This is a genomic window from uncultured Rhodoblastus sp., assembly GCF_903903185.1.
GTDB lineage: Bacteria > Pseudomonadota > Alphaproteobacteria > Rhizobiales > Beijerinckiaceae > Rhodoblastus.
This window is the reverse complement of record NZ_CAIUXT010000250.1, coordinates 19,897-36,812: the sequence shown is the minus strand read 5'-3', so window position 1 is coordinate 36,812 and position 16,916 is coordinate 19,897. Positions and strand designations below refer to the sequence as shown.

General features: G+C 59.3%; 22 protein-coding genes, 1 tRNA gene and 1 riboswitch. Of the genes, 10 read left to right on the top strand and 13 right to left on the bottom strand.

The window, feature by feature from the left end:
* Positions 1-332: 332 nt before the first annotated feature.
* From QZY01_RS23440 to QZY01_RS23420, 5 genes are read right to left on the bottom strand one after another with little or no spacing between them, the layout of a single operon-like run.
* Entirely contained in the window at positions 333-1,103 is a 771-nt protein-coding gene (locus tag QZY01_RS23440; protein WP_294542086.1) for a hypothetical protein, read from the bottom strand.
* Positions 1,104-1,150: 47 nt separating this feature from the next.
* Entirely contained in the window at positions 1,151-1,756 is a 606-nt protein-coding gene (locus QZY01_RS23435) for a thiamine phosphate synthase (RefSeq protein WP_294542083.1), read from the bottom strand.
* Complete coding sequence (locus QZY01_RS23430; protein WP_294542081.1) at positions 1,753-2,559, bottom strand: thiazole synthase; 807 nt, start codon at positions 2,557-2,559, stop codon at positions 1,753-1,755. Before QZY01_RS23430 ends, QZY01_RS23435 begins: the two co-directional genes overlap by 4 nt.
* A 2-nt stretch (positions 2,560-2,561) precedes the next feature.
* Entirely contained in the window at positions 2,562-2,759 is a 198-nt protein-coding gene (gene thiS, locus QZY01_RS23425; RefSeq protein WP_294542080.1) for a sulfur carrier protein ThiS, read from the bottom strand.
* Positions 2,728-3,756, bottom strand: coding sequence for an FAD-dependent oxidoreductase (locus tag QZY01_RS23420; RefSeq protein ID WP_294542078.1), 1,029 nt, complete (start codon positions 3,754-3,756; stop codon positions 2,728-2,730). Before QZY01_RS23420 ends, thiS begins: the two co-directional genes overlap by 32 nt.
* 70 nt (positions 3,757-3,826) lie before the next feature.
* Positions 3,827-3,952: riboswitch (TPP riboswitch) on the bottom strand.
* A 134-nt stretch (positions 3,953-4,086) separates the two neighbouring features.
* On the opposite strand from QZY01_RS23420, the gene QZY01_RS23415 reads away from it, so the two are divergent.
* On the top strand, positions 4,087-4,605 hold the full coding sequence (locus tag QZY01_RS23415) for a transcriptional repressor (RefSeq protein ID WP_294542077.1): 519 nt from the start codon (positions 4,087-4,089) through the stop codon (positions 4,603-4,605).
* 19 nt (positions 4,606-4,624) lie between these two features.
* On the opposite strand, the gene QZY01_RS23410 is transcribed toward QZY01_RS23415, so the two are convergent.
* Positions 4,625-6,091: an undecaprenyl-phosphate glucose phosphotransferase gene (locus tag QZY01_RS23410; RefSeq protein WP_294542076.1), complete on the bottom strand. Its 1,467-nt coding sequence runs from the start codon at positions 6,089-6,091 to the stop codon at positions 4,625-4,627.
* Positions 6,092-6,374: 283 nt separating this feature from the next.
* Between QZY01_RS23410 and QZY01_RS23405 the strand changes: the two genes are divergently transcribed.
* The gene (locus tag QZY01_RS23405; protein WP_294542074.1) at positions 6,375-6,731 is read left to right on the top strand and encodes a hypothetical protein; all 357 of its coding nucleotides are present in this window, start codon (positions 6,375-6,377) and stop codon (positions 6,729-6,731) included.
* Positions 6,732-6,786: 55 nt separating this feature from the next.
* Here QZY01_RS23405 and QZY01_RS23400 read toward each other — a convergent pair whose 3' ends face one another.
* From QZY01_RS23400 to hflK, 3 genes are read right to left on the bottom strand one after another with little or no spacing between them, the layout of a single operon-like run.
* On the bottom strand, positions 6,787-7,899 hold the full coding sequence (locus QZY01_RS23400; protein ID WP_294542072.1) for a TerC family protein: 1,113 nt from the start codon (positions 7,897-7,899) through the stop codon (positions 6,787-6,789).
* Between the two features lie 33 nt (positions 7,900-7,932).
* Entirely contained in the window at positions 7,933-8,826 is an 894-nt protein-coding gene (locus tag QZY01_RS23395; protein ID WP_294542070.1) for a protease modulator HflC, read from the bottom strand.
* Positions 8,823-9,878: an FtsH protease activity modulator HflK gene (gene hflK, locus QZY01_RS23390; RefSeq protein WP_294542067.1), complete on the bottom strand. Its 1,056-nt coding sequence runs from the start codon at positions 9,876-9,878 to the stop codon at positions 8,823-8,825. Before hflK ends, QZY01_RS23395 begins: the two co-directional genes overlap by 4 nt.
* Before the next feature lie 215 nt (positions 9,879-10,093).
* On the opposite strand from hflK, the gene QZY01_RS23385 reads away from it, so the two are divergent.
* Positions 10,094-10,169: transfer RNA gene (locus QZY01_RS23385), tRNA-Lys, on the top strand.
* A gap of 60 nt (positions 10,170-10,229) precedes the next feature.
* Here the strand turns inward: QZY01_RS23385 and QZY01_RS23380 are convergent.
* The 3 genes from QZY01_RS23380 to QZY01_RS23370 form a co-directional block, all read right to left on the bottom strand.
* A complete protein-coding gene (locus QZY01_RS23380) occupies positions 10,230-11,414 on the bottom strand; it encodes a site-specific integrase (RefSeq protein WP_294542065.1) in 1,185 nt (394 codons plus the stop codon).
* Positions 11,414-11,773 (bottom strand): hypothetical protein, encoded by a 360-nt coding sequence (locus tag QZY01_RS23375; protein ID WP_294542063.1) that lies wholly within the window; start codon positions 11,771-11,773, stop codon positions 11,414-11,416. The genes QZY01_RS23380 and QZY01_RS23375 overlap by 1 nt, the downstream gene beginning before the upstream one ends.
* Positions 11,774-12,565: 792 nt before the next feature.
* Positions 12,566-12,805, bottom strand: a complete 240-nt coding sequence (locus tag QZY01_RS23370) for a hypothetical protein (protein WP_294542062.1) — start codon at positions 12,803-12,805, stop codon at positions 12,566-12,568.
* A gap of 344 nt (positions 12,806-13,149) precedes the next feature.
* Between QZY01_RS23370 and QZY01_RS23365 the strand changes: the two genes are divergently transcribed.
* From QZY01_RS23365 to QZY01_RS23340, 6 genes are all read left to right on the top strand, one after another.
* The gene (locus QZY01_RS23365; RefSeq protein WP_294542060.1) at positions 13,150-13,344 is read left to right on the top strand and encodes a hypothetical protein; all 195 of its coding nucleotides are present in this window, start codon (positions 13,150-13,152) and stop codon (positions 13,342-13,344) included.
* A gap of 82 nt (positions 13,345-13,426) precedes the next feature.
* A complete protein-coding gene (locus QZY01_RS23360) occupies positions 13,427-13,570 on the top strand; it encodes a hypothetical protein (protein ID WP_294542057.1) in 144 nt (47 codons plus the stop codon).
* A 72-nt stretch (positions 13,571-13,642) separates the two neighbouring features.
* Complete coding sequence (locus tag QZY01_RS23355) at positions 13,643-13,966, top strand: cytochrome c (RefSeq protein ID WP_294542055.1); 324 nt, start codon at positions 13,643-13,645, stop codon at positions 13,964-13,966.
* Between the two features lie 93 nt (positions 13,967-14,059).
* Complete coding sequence (locus tag QZY01_RS23350) at positions 14,060-14,347, top strand: hypothetical protein (protein WP_294542053.1); 288 nt, start codon at positions 14,060-14,062, stop codon at positions 14,345-14,347.
* A 250-nt stretch (positions 14,348-14,597) separates the two neighbouring features.
* Entirely contained in the window at positions 14,598-15,077 is a 480-nt protein-coding gene (locus QZY01_RS23345; RefSeq protein WP_294542051.1) for a MucR family transcriptional regulator, read from the top strand.
* A gap of 251 nt (positions 15,078-15,328) precedes the next feature.
* Positions 15,329-15,610, top strand: a complete 282-nt coding sequence (locus QZY01_RS23340) for a hypothetical protein (protein ID WP_294542049.1) — start codon at positions 15,329-15,331, stop codon at positions 15,608-15,610.
* Positions 15,611-15,779: 169 nt separating this feature from the next.
* On the opposite strand, the gene QZY01_RS23335 is transcribed toward QZY01_RS23340, so the two are convergent.
* Positions 15,780-16,400 carry a GNAT family N-acetyltransferase gene (locus QZY01_RS23335; RefSeq protein ID WP_294542047.1) on the bottom strand — a complete coding sequence of 207 codons (621 nt, stop codon included), beginning with the start codon at positions 16,398-16,400 and terminating at the stop codon, positions 15,780-15,782.
* Positions 16,401-16,727: 327 nt separating this feature from the next.
* On the opposite strand from QZY01_RS23335, the gene QZY01_RS23330 reads away from it, so the two are divergent.
* Positions 16,728-16,916: a hypothetical protein gene (locus tag QZY01_RS23330; protein WP_294542046.1), complete on the top strand. Its 189-nt coding sequence runs from the start codon at positions 16,728-16,730 to the stop codon at positions 16,914-16,916.

Here is a 16,916-nt window from a genome sequence, read left to right as displayed (position 1 = left end):
GGCTGCGCCCGTGGAAGGTCGCCAAGGGGTATCCTTCGCAGGACCCGCGCCGGGGCTAAAGCCGGGAGAGGACTGAGCGGCGGACGCGTCACCGCGAGACCGAAAGCAGTCACGGTAGAGTTTTCTCCGATCCGATTGAAAATAGTTCTGAAGGGATGCGGAATTTCGTGCGTTGCGGACAAAAAAGTCCGGTCGATCTCGTGGCTCCCGCAAACGCAATCAAAGTTATTTGCCGAGCGTTTCTCCCCACATTTCGCGGCCACCGGATGGTTTCGTCTCTCAGCTCATGACGCTTTTCCTTTGTCGAAAGCAGAGCAAAAGGCCACACGAAATCAATAGGCCGCCTCCGTCACCGGCTGGGCGTAATAGGCGTTGAGCAGGGAGAAGCGCGGCTTTTCCGGGTCGGTCTTGATCGCGGCGCGGCCGTGCCAGCTTGAGCGCAGCAGATTATATCTCGGGTGGATCACCACGAAGGCGGCGCCGCTGTTGGGCAGGAAGGGCATGGTCTTTTCCTCGACCAGGCCATAGGTTTTCCAGTGGAAGACGCCGAGCGGCGAGATTTTGTAGAGCGTCGTGCCGAGATCGACCTGGCTGTCGTCCTCCGGCATATAGACCAGCATGGTCAGCACCTTCCGGCGGGTGTCGGGATGCGGCTTGATCGCATAGCCGTCGAAATCGAGATAGGCCACCGGGCGCGGATACATTTTGACCGGCCAGCCCTCGTGGCTGCCCTTCTCGCGCAGGCGAAAACCCTCGTCGAGGATTTGCCGCAACGCCGCTTCGATTTCCGCCGAAGCCAGCACATCGGAAACCAGTTTCCAAAGGCGCCGCCGCTCGTCGTCGCCGGCGTCGCAGGAGCCGTCGAACATGGTGAATTGCCGGCGGGTGTTTTCGCGGTTGAGCTGCACGTAATTGGTTGGCTCGGGCTTTTTGGCGAGCAATTCGCGATAAAAATCCTCGGGCCAGAATTTGTCGAAAGATATATGCGGATAGGGTTTCGAGAAAACCCGCGCCGCAAGCAGCGACTTTACCGCATGTGCGACCAGTTCCTCGTAACGCGAGTCGCTCGCGCTACGCCTTATCAAAACCGAATTGACACCCATCTTCGTCGCGCCCCAAGGAAAACCGATTCTTACAGGATTTGCCGCTTTCAGACAAAGGGCCGGGATATCGCGACCCATTGTCGCGCCCGGCCCTCTGGGTCGGCGTTGAGCGTGATGTCGGTGACCACCGCCGCGCTGTCGGCCCCGGCGCGCAAAACTTCAATGCCACGCTCGGGCGTCAGGCCGCCAATCGCCACCAGAGGCAGGTCGCCGATCTTGCGCTTCCACTCCCCGATCCGCTCCAGCCCCTGCGGCGCCCAGGGCATTTTCTTCAATATCGTCGGAAAGATTGGCCCGAGCGCGACATAATCGGGTTTTTGCGCCAAAGCGGTCTCGAGTTCGGCCTCGTCATGGGTGGAAAGGCCGAGTTTGATCCCCGCGCGGCGAATCGCCGGCAGATCGGCGGCCAAAAAATCCTGCTGGCCGAGATGGACGAAATCGCACCCCAGATCGATGGCGAGGCGCCAATAATCATTGACCACCAGTTGCGCGCCGGCGGCGGCGCAGAGCGTTTTGGCGGCGGCGATCTGCGCGCGCAATTCGGCCTCGTCCATTTCCTTGATGCGCAATTGCACGAGCCGCGCGCCCTGGGGCAACAGTCGGGTGAGCCAGTCGAGCGAATCGACGATGAGATAGAAAGGATCGAGTTTCATGTGAAGGCTTTTCCCAGCACGGGCGTCGAGGGCGCGGCCATGTCGCGCGGCTCGATGGTCTGGGCGAGAAAGGCCCCGCGTCCGGCCTCGCAGGCGGCCTTGAAGGCGCGCGCCATGGCGACGGGGTCGCCGGCCCGGGCGATGGCGGTATTGAGCAGCACCGCGTCATAGCCAAGCTCGAAAGCCTGCGCCGCCTGCGACGGCGCCCCGAGCCCGGCGTCGATCACCAGCGGCACGCCGGGAAAATGCGCGCGCAAGGCCCGCAGGCCGAACAGATTGTTGAGCCCCCGCCCCGAACCGATCGGCGACCCCCAGGGCATCAGCACCCGGCAGCCGGCGTCGAGCAGTTTTTCGGCGACGACCAGATCCTCGGTCATGTAGGGAAACACTTCAAACCCCTCGGCGCAGAGGATTTTGGCGGCCTCGACCAGCCCGAACACGTCGGGCTGCAAGGTGTCCTCCTCGCCAATCACTTCGAGCTTGATCCAGGGCGTGGCGAAAAGTTCGCGCGCCATTTGCGCGGTGGCGACCGCCTCCTTGACCGTGCGGCACCCGGCGGTATTGGGCAACACGCGCAGGTTTTGCGCGCGGATCAGGCCCCAAAAGCTTTCGCCGGCCCGCCCGCCCCCGGCCTCGCGGCGCAGCGACACGGTGACGACCTCCGCCCCCGACGCCGAAAGAGCCTCGGCGAGGATCGCCGGCGAAGGATAAAGCGCCGTGCCGACCAGCAGCCGCGAATGCAGCGCGACATCGTAGAAATGCAGCCGGTCGTCGGCGGGCGCGGCGTTCAGTTCAGCCGCCAAGATCAACCCCCTTGCCGGGGCGTCAGGATTTCGACGCGGTCATGCTCGTCAAGCGCCGTCGCCGCCCGCTCTTTCGCGCGAACGAATTGCTCGTTGACCGCCGTGGCGACGAGTTCGGCCGGATAGTCGAGTTCGGCGATCAGCGCGTCGAGGTTGCGCGCGCGCACCTCAAGAGGCTCGCCGTTGACGTTCAGTCTCATCCATCACCTCCGGGAAATAAGCATCGTCGAACACCACGCGCGCGGCTCGGCTGGCCAGCGCGGGAGAAAGCAGGAAACCGTGCCGGTACAGGCCGTTCAGATAAAGCCGGCGCCCCTTTCGCAACAGGCGCGGCAGGTTGTCGGCAAAGCTCGGGCGCACGTCGGAGCCGGTCTCAACGACTTCCGCCTCGGCGAAAGCCGGATGCAAAGCGAAGGCCGAATTGACCAGTTCGACCAGCGAACGCGCCGTGACCCGCGCGCGCTCCTCGTTCTCGATCATCGTCGCGCCGACCATGAAGGTCCCGTCGGGACGCGGCACGATATAGACCGGATGGCGCGGATGCAGCATCCGCACCGGCCGCGAAAGGCGGATATCGGCGGAGCGCAGCACCATCATCTCGCCCTTGACGCCGCGCAAACCGGCAAGATCGGGCCTCGCCGCAAAGCCCCGGCAATCGAGGGTCCAGTCGACATTATCGGGCAGGTCTGCCGCATCGACGCCGCAGCGAAACACCACATTGGGCTCTACCGCGAGCAACCGGACCAGTTCCGCCATGGCGTCGCGCGGCGCCAGATGCGCTTCCTCGGCAAAATAAAGCGCCGTTTCGAAATTCCCGGCCAGATCGGGCTCAAGCTCGGCCAAGGCCGGCCGGTCGAGCGTCACAAAATGGCTGGTGCGCCGGGAAAACTGAAGCAGTTCGGAACGGTCGCGGGGCCGCGCCACCACGAGGCTGCCGCGACGCTGCGCCACCGGAACGATTTGCGTCCAGAATTCGAGCGCCTCGGCGCCGAGGCGCGCGACGATTGGCTCCGTGCTTTCGGCCTCGCACCAGGGCGCGATCATGCCGCCGGCGAAATAGGAGCAGCCAAGCCCGGGCTTGGCGGATTTTTCGACGATTTCGAGCGCGAGGTCGCGGTTTTGCGCGCGCGCGACGCGGAGCAGTTCGAAAGCGGCGGTCAGTCCCGCCGCGCCGGCGCCGATCACCCGGATGCGCATGTCGCCCTCGTCTTCCTCCGCCAACCGATGCGGGACGCGGATGGCGAGGGGAAGGGCGGCGAAGCGAAAAAACTCCGGGTCGCGCCATCCCTCCGCCAGTCCGAACTGGATCAGGTCTTAAGGGTCGCCGGGCCGCCGAATAGTCTTCGGCTCGCCAGCCTCTCAGCCCCCTGCCGGGGTTCCCCTTGGCTATAGAGAAACTTATGTGTCGTGACCGGTGTCCGCGTCAAGAGGCAGTCTGGCGCCGGCTTTGCGTGATTTGAGCGCAGTGACCCGCCGGTCCCTTACGAAGTCTTTCAAAAACGCCCGGCGACATGCTAGAATTTCCAAATGAGGACAAATATGGCGGCGACCGGACAAGAGAGCAGCAGCGCGACCGCGGAGCGAATTGTCGCGAAGCCGACGTATGACTGGAAAAACGGCGCTCTCGCCCGGCTGGTGCGCGGCAAATTGCGCGAGGTCGAATTGCGCCCGACCCGCCAGAGGGTCAGCCTCGCCAGCCTGCTGTTCGTCGCCGGCGACCGCCACGTCACCGTGGACCAGCTTTTCGCCGAGGCCAAGGCCTTGCGGATGCCGCTTTCGCGCGCCACGGTCTACAATACGCTGCACCAGTTCGTCGCCGCCGGCCTCGTGCGCGAGATCGCGCTTTACGGCTCCAAAGTCTGGTACGACACCAAGACCGGCTCGCATTGCCATTATTTCGACGAGGACGAGGCGGTGCTGTTCGACATGCCGGTCGATCTGACCTCCCAACTCAACATCACGCCGCCCAGGGGCAAGAAAATCGTCGGCGTCGATATCATCGTGCGGCTTGCCGACGACGGCGACGAAGGCCGCCTCGAAGGCTGACCGCCAGGAGCGCGGCGCGTCAATAGGCGTTTTTGGCTGTCAGAACCGCGAACGGCGTCCGGGCCAGGATCTTGATGTCCAGCCAAAGCGACCAATGGTCGATGTAATAAAGATCATGGGCGAGGCGCTGCTCGATCTTCTCGACCGTATCGGTTTCGCCGCGCCAGCCGTTGATCTGCGCCCAGCCGGTCATGCCCGGCTTGACGCGATGGCGCGCGAAATAACCCTCCACCGCCTGTTCGTAGATCATGCCGGCGGCCTTGGCCTTCATGGCGTGGGGACGCGGCCCGACCAGCGACAGATCGCCCTTGAGCACATTGAACAATTGCGGCAATTCGTCGAGCGAGGCGCGGCGGAGGAAGGCGCCGAATTTCGTCACCCGCGAATCGCCCCGGATGACGAGTCGGTTCGCGTCGGCGTCGCATTCCGCGACATGCATCGAACGGAATTTCAATGCGCCGAAAGACCGGTTATTGAAGCCATAGCGCGTCTGCACGAACAGCGCCGGACCGGGCGACGAAAATTTCACCCCAAGCGCCACCAACGCCAGCAGCGGCGACAGCACGACGATCAGCACCAGCGCCAGCGCTCGGTCGAACAGGCATTTCAGGGCGATCGACCCGTCGGACAAAGGCTTGTCGAACAAGGGCAGAAATGGAACGTCGCCAATCGGGCTATAGGCGCGCTCGCGCAGCGCAAGCTTGCCGCCGAGGGCGGAAATCCGCACATCCACCGGCAAAATCCATAATTGCCGCAGAACCTCCAGCAGCCGGTCTTCGGCATAGAGCGGCAGCGCGACGATCAGCAGATCGACCCTGGCTTCGCGACAAAAACGCTCCAGATCGGCAAAAGCGCCGAGAAACGGAAGCCCACCGGCGGCAACGCGCTGGCGCGGCTGGAGCCGGTCGTCGAAAACCCCGAGAATCCGCAGCGCGCCCCTGCCCGATTTCTCCACCCTGTCAATGGTTGCAAGCGCCCGCGCGCCGCCGCCGACGACCACCGTGCGGCGCGCGAGACGGCCCTCTCGCGTCCAGAGGGCCGTCCAATGCGCGAACAGGGCGCGCCCGAGCAGTCCCATGGCGAGGCCGAGGGCCAGCCAGCGCAGGCCCCAAGGCCGCAGCAGAGCCAGCCGGGTCGGGTCCGGCTCCGCCAGCACAAAAAATCCGGCCCAGGCAGCGAGCGCGGTGACGAAGGCGAGGAGGAGGCTGTAACCCTGGCGGGGAAAGTCGCCGGTCGCGCGGATCGTATAGGACCACCGCCGATGCAGCACGAGAATGCCGACCATGGTCGCCGCCGCGAGGCCGCAAGCGTCCAACGCCGCATCCGTTGGAGGGACGCCGGCGAGCGATGGCAAGGCCAGCAACCCGCTCAGCGGAAAATTAACGACATCGAACAACAACAGGGCGCCAACCACCAGCGGTTGCGAAATCCGCGATTTGACGAGCTCCGGCCCGCCGTCTGCCTCCGGCGCCGCTGGATCCGCCAACTCGTGAGCCGATGCGCCGACGGGAAATTCCCTCTGCCGCGGGAACTTCGCCGATGGTTCAGGAGGCGTTTCGCCCGGGGGCGAGAATTTGGCGACAAGACCCATGAGCGCGACAAACCGGCTAAGATTGCATGCCTGGGTTGTATATTGGTCGGGTAAACAACCGGTTCTTCTGCCTTGCCCTTGCCGGAAGGCAGAGGCTTAGCGGTTTTTTTACGGCCTGAGCCGATGCTCCTTGCGGGCGGCCCTGCACGCCGCGCTCCAGAAATGACGAAGGCCTGCCTTGACCCCCCGCGCGCCCGCTCTCGCCCTGCTTTTAGCGCTGTTGTCGCCCGGACCGGGCTGGAGCGCGGAATGGCGCTTCTGCGTCGGCGTTGCGCCCTCGGCGCATGAGACCATCATCACCGATATTTTCGCCAGCCCGGCGGAAAGCGCGCGGATCGAACACCGGCTCGAAGCCTATTTCCGGACGCGCAAAGGCATGTCGCCGACATTTCAATGTCCGCGCGGCGCGCCGGAACGGTTTGCCGCGATCAACGCCCAGACCGCCGCCCTGCAGTTCAATCGCAAGCTCGGCTATGCGGTCAACGGCCTGCCTGCCGCCGAAATCGCCAGTTTGGTCGGCGACGAGGCGTTTTGAGCCCGACCTCGACGATCTAGGCCCCTCCGAAAGTCCCCGCGTCCCGGGAACCGATTTAATCGGGGATCAGCATCGTCACCGTCAGAAACAGCCCGAAAACCGCAAACAGCGCAACGAGGCCGAAAACCATCCAGCGGTCGTCCTGTGCTTGCGGCGCCGCCTCGCCGCTTGCCGGCGCGCAGACCGCCGCGATATCGGCCGGTTCGACCTCCCGCTCCCGAAAACGTTCAGCGTCCGGCTTGGCCGGTGGCGCCGACAGCCGCTCGCCAGAGGGTTCAGACGCTTGCTTTTGATGGCCTTCAAACTCTTCATGCTCTACTTTTAAAGTATTACATAATGATTTGTTTTTTATCGTATTGCGGTCACAATTTTCTCTCGCCGCCGGCTCGGCGCCCGGCGGCGTGGCGCTCGACCCCGGCGCCACAGCGAGGCTTTGGGCGTGGGCTCTCTGGCGGGCGAAACGGCCCTGGGCCAGCACGAAAATCGCGCAGGCCAGCGGCAGCGCAAAGCCAAGCGCCGGAGCCTGGGCGGCCGCCCAGGAGCGAAACAGCGGATCGCCGACGATCATGTCGCCCGCCACCCAGCCGAGCAAGGCGGCGCCGAGATCGATCAGCAACGGAAAGGCGCGCATCAGCCGGGTAAAGCCGAAACTGCCGAACACGATGATTGGAATGCTCAGAGCGAGACCGAAGGCCAGCATCCAGAAATTGCCTTCCGACACCGCAGCGAGCGCCAGGACGTTATCTATGCTCATCGTCGCGTCGGAGACAATGATGACCCCGGCGGCGGCGGCGACCCCGCTCCTGGCCGCCTCGATCGATGGATTCGGGAGGTGATGCTGGCCCTGCTCGGCCATCAGGTTCATCGCGATGATCAGCAGCGGCAGGGCGCTCAAGAGCTGCAAAAAAGGCAGTTCGATCAGCCAGGCGGTCATCGAGGTGAGGATCACCCGGAACAGGATCGCGCCGCCGGCGCCGAGCCAGGCGGCGCGGCGCGCCTGTTCGGGCGGCAGATTTCGGCAGGCGAGCGCAATGAGCACGGCGTTGTCGCCGCTGAGCAGGAGGTCGAGAAAGACGATTTGCAGCAGAACGCCGAGGGCGGTTGCGGCGTTGGCGCCATCCATCAAAAAAAGCCTTTCACAGCCCAGGATAGCGACAGCGCCGGACATTTTTATGTCCTCCGGGCGGAGTCGCTGTCCGGCTCATTTTCCCGGCTCGGGCCTGCCCCGGGTTTCCTGCGGGCCGGATTTCAGCGCGCGCAAGAATTCCGCGTCGGGCGCAAGCAGCAGCACGGGGCCGCTTTCGGCGAGCGCTGTGCGATAGGATTGCAGGGAGCGGTAGAACTGGTAGAATGCGGGATCGCCCTTTTGCGCCTCGGCCAGCACGCGGCTGGCCTCCGCCTCGCCCTCGCCGCGCGTTATCTGGGCGTTGCGCTGCGCCTGCGACAGGATGACGGTGCGGTCGCGGTCGGCGCGCGACTGTATCTGTTGCGCCCATTCGAAACCTTGCGCGCGAAGTTCCTTGGCTTCGCGCTGGCGCTCGGATTTCATGCGGTCATAGATCGCCTGGCTGGTTTCGAGCGGCAGGTCGGCGCGATGCAGCCGCACTTCCGTCACCTCGACGCCGAGCGGCGCGAATTTGGCGCTGACGTCGGCATGGACGTTTTGCACCACCTCGCGGCGGCGCGGCGACAGCAGCGCGGGCAGGTTGATCTGGCCGAATTCGCGGCGCATGGCGGTCGAGACCACCTGCGACAGCTGCGCCCGCGCCTCGCCGAGATTGCGCAGGCTCTGGTAGAAACGCAGCGGATCGACGATGCGAAACCGGGTATAGATCTGCGCCACGATGCGCTTCTGGTCGCCGAGGATCACCTGTTCGGACGGCGGCTCCAGAAACAGCAGCCGGGCGTCGTTGACGATGACCGTGTCGATGAAGGGCGCCTTGAACTTGAGCCCCGGCGTCTTCTCGACGCCGACCGGCGCGCCGAGCCGCACGATCAGCGCATTATCTCCCTCGTTGAGCGTATAGAAGCTCGACAGGCCGACAAACAGCGCGACGGCGGCAAGGCCCAGCGGAAACAGCCGGTTCCCCTTCATTTGCCAAGCCCTTCACGCAGATGCAGGCTGTCCGGCCCCGGCCTGATTTCGCTGAGCGGCAGGAAGGGGGCGAGCGGCGCCACGCCCTTGCCCGAGGAATCGACGATCACCCGCGAGGATTTGCGCAACACGGCGTCAACGCTCTCCAGATAGAGCCGCCAGGCCGTAACCTCCCGCGCCTGAACGTAGCTCTTGTAGATGGCGGTGAAATTCTGCGCCTCGCCCTGGGCGAGATTGACCGTCTGGGCCTTGAAGGCCTCGGCGTCGAGGCGGATGCGCTCGGCTTCGCCGCGGGCGCGCGGCAGAATGTCGTTGGCATAGGATTCGGCCTCGTTGCGGGCGCGCTCCTGGTCGGCGCGGGCGCGCTGCACGTCGTTGAAGGCGTCGATCACGGTCGAGGGCGGATCGACCCGCGATAATTGCACCTGCACCACGCGAATGCCTGAGCCTTCGCGGTCGAGCACGCTTTGCAAAAGTTCCTGGGTTTCCTCGGCGACTTCGCGGCGCTTGTCGGACAGGGCCGACTGGATAGGCGTGCGGCCGATCACTTCGCGCAGCGCGCTTTCGGCGGCGATGCGCAAGGCGATGTCCGGCTCGGCGACATTGAACAGATATTTGCCGGCGTCCTTGACCTGCCAGAGCAGCGCGCAATCGGCCTCGACGATATTCTCGTCGCCGGTCAGCATCTGCTTTTCGCGCGCCTGACCGACGCCGCCATCTGGCGCAACGCCCAGTTGCATCTGGCGGATCTGGGTAATCTTCGGCAGGATGACCGTTTCAATCGGCCAGGGCAGATGGAAATGCAGACCCGGCTGCGTGGTGTCCACCCAGGCGCCGAAGCGCAGCACCACGCCCTGCTCGTCGGGCTGCACCTTGTAAAAACCGGTCGAGAGCCAGACGAAAACCACGAGCCCCGCGAGCAAAGCCCAGCCGCGCCGGTCGAGCTTCGGCAATTGCAGGAATTCCATGAATTTTTCGCGCGGACTTTCGCCCCCGGCGGGGTCTTGCGGCGTTTGCGGCGGCGTTTCGGGCTGGTCCAGCATTGCGCTCATTTTTTCGGCCCGGCGCTCGGCCGGCGAAACGAAATCTGGCTGCTCTTATCATGCCGGCCAAGGGAGGGCGATAAAAATGCGATCTGGCCTGAAGAGGCAAAAAGTCATAAAATTGCGAAATCAAGGCTCTGAGGATGGACACGGGGACATGGCTTTGCTACATCCCCCTTCGCTTCGGCGGCGACCAAACATCGACCGCTGAATTTTTTTTCGATGGGCGCTTAGCTCAGTTGGTAGAGCAGCTGACTCTTAATCAGCGGGTCGTAGGTTCGAACCCTACAGCGCCCACCAAAAACCCAAAGAAAATCAAAGAGTTAAGGGCGTGTCAGAAATGGCACGCCCTCCTTTTTGTCAATTTGTGCCGGATTTGTGCCGCGATTTCTTTTGGGCTTCCACCAATTCCATCGCGTTCAAGAGGACGTCGGTGGACAAAAATGCGTAGGCGCGAGCGGTTTGTTCGACGGTGGCATGGCCGAGGAGTTTTTGCGCCGCCACGATATTTCCAGTCGCATTCAAGATTTCCGAGCCGCAGGTTTTTCGCAAATCGTGGGTGCGAACGTTAGTGAGCCTTGAGCCGTCTTTGAGCGTTGCCCGCTTGATCAAATCCTTGAACCACGAACCCCAACCATAATAGGTCACTGGGTAGCGCTGCCCCCTGTCGCAGTCCTGATGGTTTTTCGGATTGGTCCACGTTTTTTTCGCCACGAAGGTGAAAACCGCCTCGGTGTCGTTGCCCTTAAGCTTTTCGAGCAATTCGCGAATTCCGATGGTCATCGGAATGGTATGTGTCTTTCCGCCTTTTTGAATGACGGCGATTCTCCCATTCGGATATCCCTGCGCCGATTCAAAGAAGACCTCGTCCCACCGCAGTTGGGTAAAATTACTGAGACGGAATCCGCACAATAAGGCGAATTCAAACGCGTCAAGGTGCCCATCGTTTTCGGCCACGACAGCGGCGCGTATGGAGTCGAGTTCGTCATAGGTAAGGACGCGCTCACGGGGCCCAGCCTCTTCTAATTCGAGATCGGCCCAGTCGATTATCTGCATCCCTTGGATTTTCGCTTTGAGGGCCATCCAGTTCATCATTTGGCGCATGGGAACGCGGACTGAACGATTGTTCGTCGCGGCAGAGATTGCCTTCCCAGTCCCCCGAACCGTGTCCCGTGAACGCTTGTTGATGAGGTTCTGAATGACCTCGTCAGTGATTTCGGTGATTGGCGTGTCAGGTCCAATCGCGTCTCTACACCACATGAGGTATTTCAAATTGTCTTTGGCGTTCTTCGCATTGCCAATCTGCGAACCCTTCGACTGGTGATAGCGAACGATGGCCTCCGCCATGGTGGGAACGGAGCTTGGAGCCTTACCGCCCGTCTGCTGCCATCTGATCTGGGCGTCCAGAAGCTTCTGCTTGCCAACCTTTGCAGCCGCAGCCTTGGTCGCCGGTCCGCCTATCAGGATTCCAGTCGTGGCGCGGTCCCGGACGCCCTTGTAGCTGAAATCACACCACCAATCGCTTCCGTGCTCGTATATTCGCATTACCGCTTCCCTTTTGGCTTGCAGGCCAGCACCGCTTCCGCCAGAAGGTCTTCCGCCGCCTGAATGGGATTTGTGCCGTTAGCATCAGTTACACGTGGATGGAGACGCCGCGTCAATTTCTGGGGCGCAGCCAATATGTCGTTACTCTCGCCGAACGCGTTTATGTCGTCCTCAAATATTTGCCATTCGGCGCGCTCGGAATTTGGACGAATATTTTTGGCTCTAAGTTGTCCAGAACGACAAAGTTCTCGAATTTTAGCTGGAGTCTTCCCAAGTGCTTTCGCGGTATCAATAACATTATATCTCTTTTTCAATGACAATTTAAAAATAGAAACTGGAGAGCAGACGTCTGGCTCCACCAAATAAGCGCCGGGGAGTCACCCTCAGCATTATCTGGCGTCACCGAATCAATCAGCGCATGAAACCGTGCTCGATCATCTGGATATCCAGAATTCAACACACCGGTCTTCCAACACGAAAACAATTCGTGCTCTTCCGCCCACCGTTGCGCGAGGGCGCCTTCTCGTTTGGCGAGTTGGATTTTCATTTCACCCAATCCTTTTTCAAGACGAATTCCTAGGCTCGCCTAGCCGCCTTTTTGCATCCAACTGTTTTCGACGCTGGCCTTTTCAGTTTCTGGTCGAGAAATGAATCATCAATAACTTCCAGATTTGAGACTTTAGTGATGAGTTCAACTCGCTGAGGGTGCAGATTTTCTCGTCATCAGGATTGCAGAAGTTGATCGCCGACCAGACCGGAAGCCTTTTCGCCATCAGATCACCAAGCGACGCATCCGACCTGCGAATGCATTCCGCGTTTACAACTCATCAGCCACGCCTGCGGTGCTTTCTTCGCATCGGTAGAATTGACGCGTTATCTATCGTTACGGCGACCTTTCGAAAAACATTGATAACCAATTCTATCTGTTTGTCAACAGGTTTTTTTCGCCCACGACGTAATCCGACGCCATTTATGCTTCCGCTTACTAAAATGGTCATAAAATTGCGATTTTGCTGAAGTATCGCATTCTCCCTGTTTTTATTCTGGTTGCTTATATTTCAATAAATATTTTATTCTACGGAATTTAATATTATCTTGTTTATTGTAATACTTATAATAATTCACCTATTATTTTTATTATTGTCTATCAATCACAAGGCCCTTAGACCTAGACAATACAGCGCACCGTTAACTTTGAGGACGCCATCCATCACAACAGCTATCATCAAAATGCCAACACTAGATAGAAGATGTGGTACTTTTTCATTTACCTTTGTCGTTCTCGTCTCGGCAAAATCCGCATTGAATATGCGCCGCGACCACCGCTCAATCGGCCCGACCATCTCCGCCGCCCCCTCAAAAAAGCTGTTGATGTCCTCGTCCTTTGTCACGGTTATGCCTTAGCCAAAGCCGCATCTTCCGATTCAAATGGCTCCTCCCGGAAGATCGAGCCATCATCGCTGACAATATCGTGACGGCAATGGCGATTTCGGCGCGATCTGAACGAACCGCTAAACGCCGACTTGAAACCGCCAATCCGGTTCGGACCCTCATTTCGGCGGCAAAAATCAAGGACCCGCATTCCGCAGGCGGCAGCTTAACGCGCGGAAGGGATGCCAGACCCTTAACCGCCGTCACACTGCCTCGGCATCACTTGCTATTATGAAGCTTCTGCTCGATAACCAATGGGGGCGAGATTATTTCTATACCTTGGGCTAAAATGGAGGAAATTGCCTTGCTCACGCTATCGCTCTTAATTGGAATCCTGATTACGGTCGTCGTTGGCGCAATCTTATTCTGGGTCATCGATAAATATTCGCCCGAAGCGCGGCTGGCGCAGCTTCTCAAGCTACTGGTCATTCTAATCTGTCTGGGGTCGATTGTGGCCCGCGTGTATCCGCTGCTCAGCGGAGATGGCTCGGCGCCGTAGCCGTCAACCTTGGTTCACGGTGACGCCTCGGTTCGCTATCGCAACAACGTCTTCATGATCAAGTCGATTCCGCCGAAAATGGATGGAAGTGACAACGAAGCTGACGTATTTTCAGGGCAATGATGCCGGGCTCATTGCGCTGAATGAACATGTTCGCGGCATCCCTGTTGTTGTCTCCGACGCCATCGCACCTCCACTTTTTGCTGAAGTCCCACTTAAGTTTTAGGCGGTCATATTCGCGCCCAGCCGAGGCGAAACCGCTGGAGACGATTTTCAGTTTAACGATGGGAGCTAATCCGTGAAGAAGCTTTTGTATTATCTTTCAACCGCCTTGCTGCTCGCTGCCGCAGTTGGCAACGCCAATGCCCAAGCTGTCGGCGACCCAAAGGAAGGTCTCGGCGTAGCGCAAAAGGTCTGTGCGGAATGTCACGCGACAGTCGCCGGACAGGATCGGTCACCAAGAGCGGAGGCGCCGACTTTCGTCAAACTTGCCGCCACCCCCGGAATGACGCGGACCGCTTTATTGGTGGCTCTCACGACGCCGCATGCAGGGATGCCGATGTTCATGCTCTCAGCCAAACAGCGGGATGACATTATCGCGCATATTCTCAGCCTGAATTAAAATCCTCCTTTGATGATCGGGTGCGAGTTTAAAAAGCATTTGAGACATTTCGATTCGCTTTTTTCCTAAAGCATGGCCTGTCACGAAGGCCTCATGATCACCATTTGCAGCCCGGACAGGCGCGAATATCAGCAAAATTCACTCCGCCAGACGCCAACGCTTCAAAAGTGGCGTCAAATATGTCGAAACGGAGCAATTGAGGCCGCCTGTTGCGCAGAGCAAATGGAGGACGCGATGTCTAAGGGTCAAATGAAATCCAATAAGGAGCCGAAAAAGCCGAAATCGGATCAAGCTCAATCAAAAAAGCACGCTCCATCCGATTATCAGCGATCTCTAGGAAAAGACTCTCCGACTGATGATCCGTTCAAAAGAAAAAGCTGAAAAGCTCCAGTACGCAGTTTGATGTGACCGCATTCATGCAGCGCGCTGAAAACAAATTCATATTCACGGAGCGAAGCAGAGAGTCCGGCGCCCATCGCTGCCGGACTTTCTGCATTTTGAACAGCCAAACCTTAACGGCAAATTAAAAAAGCTGATGCCTTCATGTATTGAAATCACCATTTTTGAATTGACAAACAACGAAACTGGGCGCTTCTTCGAAATAAAAAATAGCAAGATTCGGAGAATGAAAATGTCAGAGAATGAAAACACGGCGCTGGTCGCCGAAGTGCTATCTGCCTACCTGTCGAACAACACTGTAAATCCCGCTGATCTCCACGTGGTTATCGAGACGGTAAAAAACGCATTTGGAGTCTCGGTAGGCTCGACTCCTGTTTCTAATGTTGAAGAGCCGCAGAAATTCGAGCCCGCCGTTTCGATCAGGAAGTCGGTTACACCCGATTCTCTAATATGCCTTCATTGCGCGAAATCGTTTAAGTCTCTCAAACGCCACCTGCAATCGGAACACGGTCAATCCCCGAATGAATATCGAGCGGCTTTTGGGTTGAAAGCGGATTATCCGACTGTCGCCCCGAACTATTCGGCCCAGCGTTCCTCTCTGGCAAAGAGCACTGGGCTTGGAAGAAAGGCCGCTGAATCGCGTGCTGCCAAGAAAGCTGCCGTTAAAAAGCCGGGCGGAAGAAAAGCCGCGCCGAAAGCAGCGGCGGAATAAAAAAAGTAATTCCCGCGCCGCCCGTCTTATTCGATTGCGAAGCGTCGAGCCTCGACGGTTACATCATCGAAACCGGTTGGACCTTTTTGAGCAAGGACGGCGAAAGCATCGTTTCCGCCGCCCATCTCATTCGGCCAGCACCAGATTGGAAAATAAAGGACGCTTGGAGCGCAAAATCGGAAAGGCTGCATGGCATTTCTCTCGCTTATTTGCGCGAAAATAGTCGGCCAGTGGAAGAAATCGCCCGGATTATGAATAGCGAGCTTGGCGGACGCGAACTGGTCTCGGAGAACTGGCGCTACGACGAAAGGTGGCTCTTTCAGGTGTTTGAAGCGGCTGGCGTCGAGCCCGCCTTTACCGTCCTCCACACCGACGCCCGAGTCATGCTTGAGCAGGCCGAAGCGGATCGAAATTTCGATCTGGCGAATCTCGATCAGGCCAGAAGGGACGCACAGCGAAATCGCCGCCGCCGCGCGGACGCCGATGCGGCTATTTGGGCGGAGCTTTGGCGGACGGTGACGAAGCGGCGGTAGTTTAGGAATGCGAAATCCGCGCTCGATTTTGCAGAAATCGCATTGCGCGGAATCAAGCTAATGCCTTGTTATGGGATTATCCTGCCCTTGCTGGCGCCGCGCGAACCGGGCCATTTGCGCCAATTTTTGCGGGTGCGCAATGGTAGCAAAAGCTTTTCGCGGACCTTCATCAGAACGCGGCCTCGAAGGGCGTGAACGATGGTCGGAAGCGCCGCTGCATCGAATACACTCGCGTCTGTAGGTCGAGCTTGGCAATTGCGACGCTCGTCGAATTATCCGCGAACTCGCCCCATACGGAGGCGGCTGACGGCGAGCGCGCCACCAGACGCGATATAAGGTCGTCCGTTTCAAAGCGCAGGTCTGCCGTGAACTTGCGGGCCAACCCCTTCATTGCGGCGTTGCACGCATCACAGGACATATAAAGCGATTCGGCGCGACGGTTGCGCGCGGCCCGCACGATCCGGTCCATTAATTCCAAGCCGAACCCAAGCCGACGCCAGACCAACTCGACGCTGAAGGCCGCCTCGACGGAACCGCCTATGATATTAATGCCGACATCGCGCAATTCGCCCACTCCACGCAACGTCCCGTCGACATAATAGCCGTAGGTCACATCGTCGACGCCAAAGCAGTGCTCGGCATAGCGGATCAAAAAGTCGTCGTTGACGGCCATTGCGAAACGATCAAATCGACTTTGCGGGTCGAGCCTCAGCAGGTGGTCCCTGAAAGCTGAAAGGTCGGCGGCCCACAATCTGCGAATGACGCCACCATGGATAATTTGATGTTCCACGAACATTTCCTTTAGTGAAACGGCTTTCTAGCCGCTGTTAAAAATCCGACCCCTGAAAGTTTCTCTTTTGATCGCCGTTTATACCGCATTGCAACATTTAGGCAGGTTCGGAATTTACCCACGCCGTCGCGCGAACCTTTGCCCGACCTAGTCGAAGCGCCCGGCAGGGCGTTGGGATTGGCAGCTTTCTTGCGAAGCAGGACTTGCTTCGCGTTCGCCAACATCTTTCGTAAACATCCGCATTCAACACCCAGCATCGGGCGCAGAGCTTGGTCTTTGTATTAATATATGATAATGCGCCTTATCGAATATTTGAATGGATTACCCATGAAGCTCCTCAAAGAACGCTCCCGCGATGAATTGGAAGCCGCCCTCGTTCACCTCGACGAAATCATCGAACATGTCGTGCATGATATGGAAAAGGTGCCGGGACCGGGACGGCAACCCATTCTTGACCTCTTCCGCCGAGACCGAAAAAAGATCAAACAAGAATTGGATAAGCGGCACGCCGCTTGA

Coding starts and splice junctions, on each gene's coding strand:
- QZY01_RS23440 (WP_294542086.1), bottom strand. CDS start 1,103: ATGGGTGTCAATTCGGTTTTGATAAGGCGTAGCGCGAGCGACTCGCGT.
- QZY01_RS23435 (WP_294542083.1), bottom strand. CDS start 1,756: ATGAAACTCGATCCTTTCTATCTCATCGTCGATTCGCTCGACTGGCTC.
- thiS (WP_294542080.1), bottom strand. CDS start 2,759: ATGAGACTGAACGTCAACGGCGAGCCTCTTGAGGTGCGCGCGCGCAAC.
- QZY01_RS23420 (WP_294542078.1), bottom strand. CDS start 3,756: ATGCGCATCCGGGTGATCGGCGCCGGCGCGGCGGGACTGACCGCCGCT.
- QZY01_RS23415 (WP_294542077.1), top strand. CDS start 4,087: ATGAGGACAAATATGGCGGCGACCGGACAAGAGAGCAGCAGCGCGACC.
- QZY01_RS23400 (WP_294542072.1), bottom strand. CDS start 7,899: ATGTCCGGCGCTGTCGCTATCCTGGGCTGTGAAAGGCTTTTTTTGATG.
- QZY01_RS23395 (WP_294542070.1), bottom strand. CDS start 8,826: ATGAAGGGGAACCGGCTGTTTCCGCTGGGCCTTGCCGCCGTCGCGCTG.
- hflK (WP_294542067.1), bottom strand. CDS start 9,878: ATGAGCGCAATGCTGGACCAGCCCGAAACGCCGCCGCAAACGCCGCAA.
- QZY01_RS23380 (WP_294542065.1), bottom strand. CDS start 11,414: ATGCGAATATACGAGCACGGAAGCGATTGGTGGTGTGATTTCAGCTAC.
- QZY01_RS23360 (WP_294542057.1), top strand. CDS start 13,427: ATGGAAGTGACAACGAAGCTGACGTATTTTCAGGGCAATGATGCCGGG.
- QZY01_RS23350 (WP_294542053.1), top strand. CDS start 14,060: ATGATCACCATTTGCAGCCCGGACAGGCGCGAATATCAGCAAAATTCA.
- QZY01_RS23345 (WP_294542051.1), top strand. CDS start 14,598: ATGTCAGAGAATGAAAACACGGCGCTGGTCGCCGAAGTGCTATCTGCC.
- QZY01_RS23340 (WP_294542049.1), top strand. CDS start 15,329: ATGAATAGCGAGCTTGGCGGACGCGAACTGGTCTCGGAGAACTGGCGC.
- QZY01_RS23330 (WP_294542046.1), top strand. CDS start 16,728: ATGAAGCTCCTCAAAGAACGCTCCCGCGATGAATTGGAAGCCGCCCTC.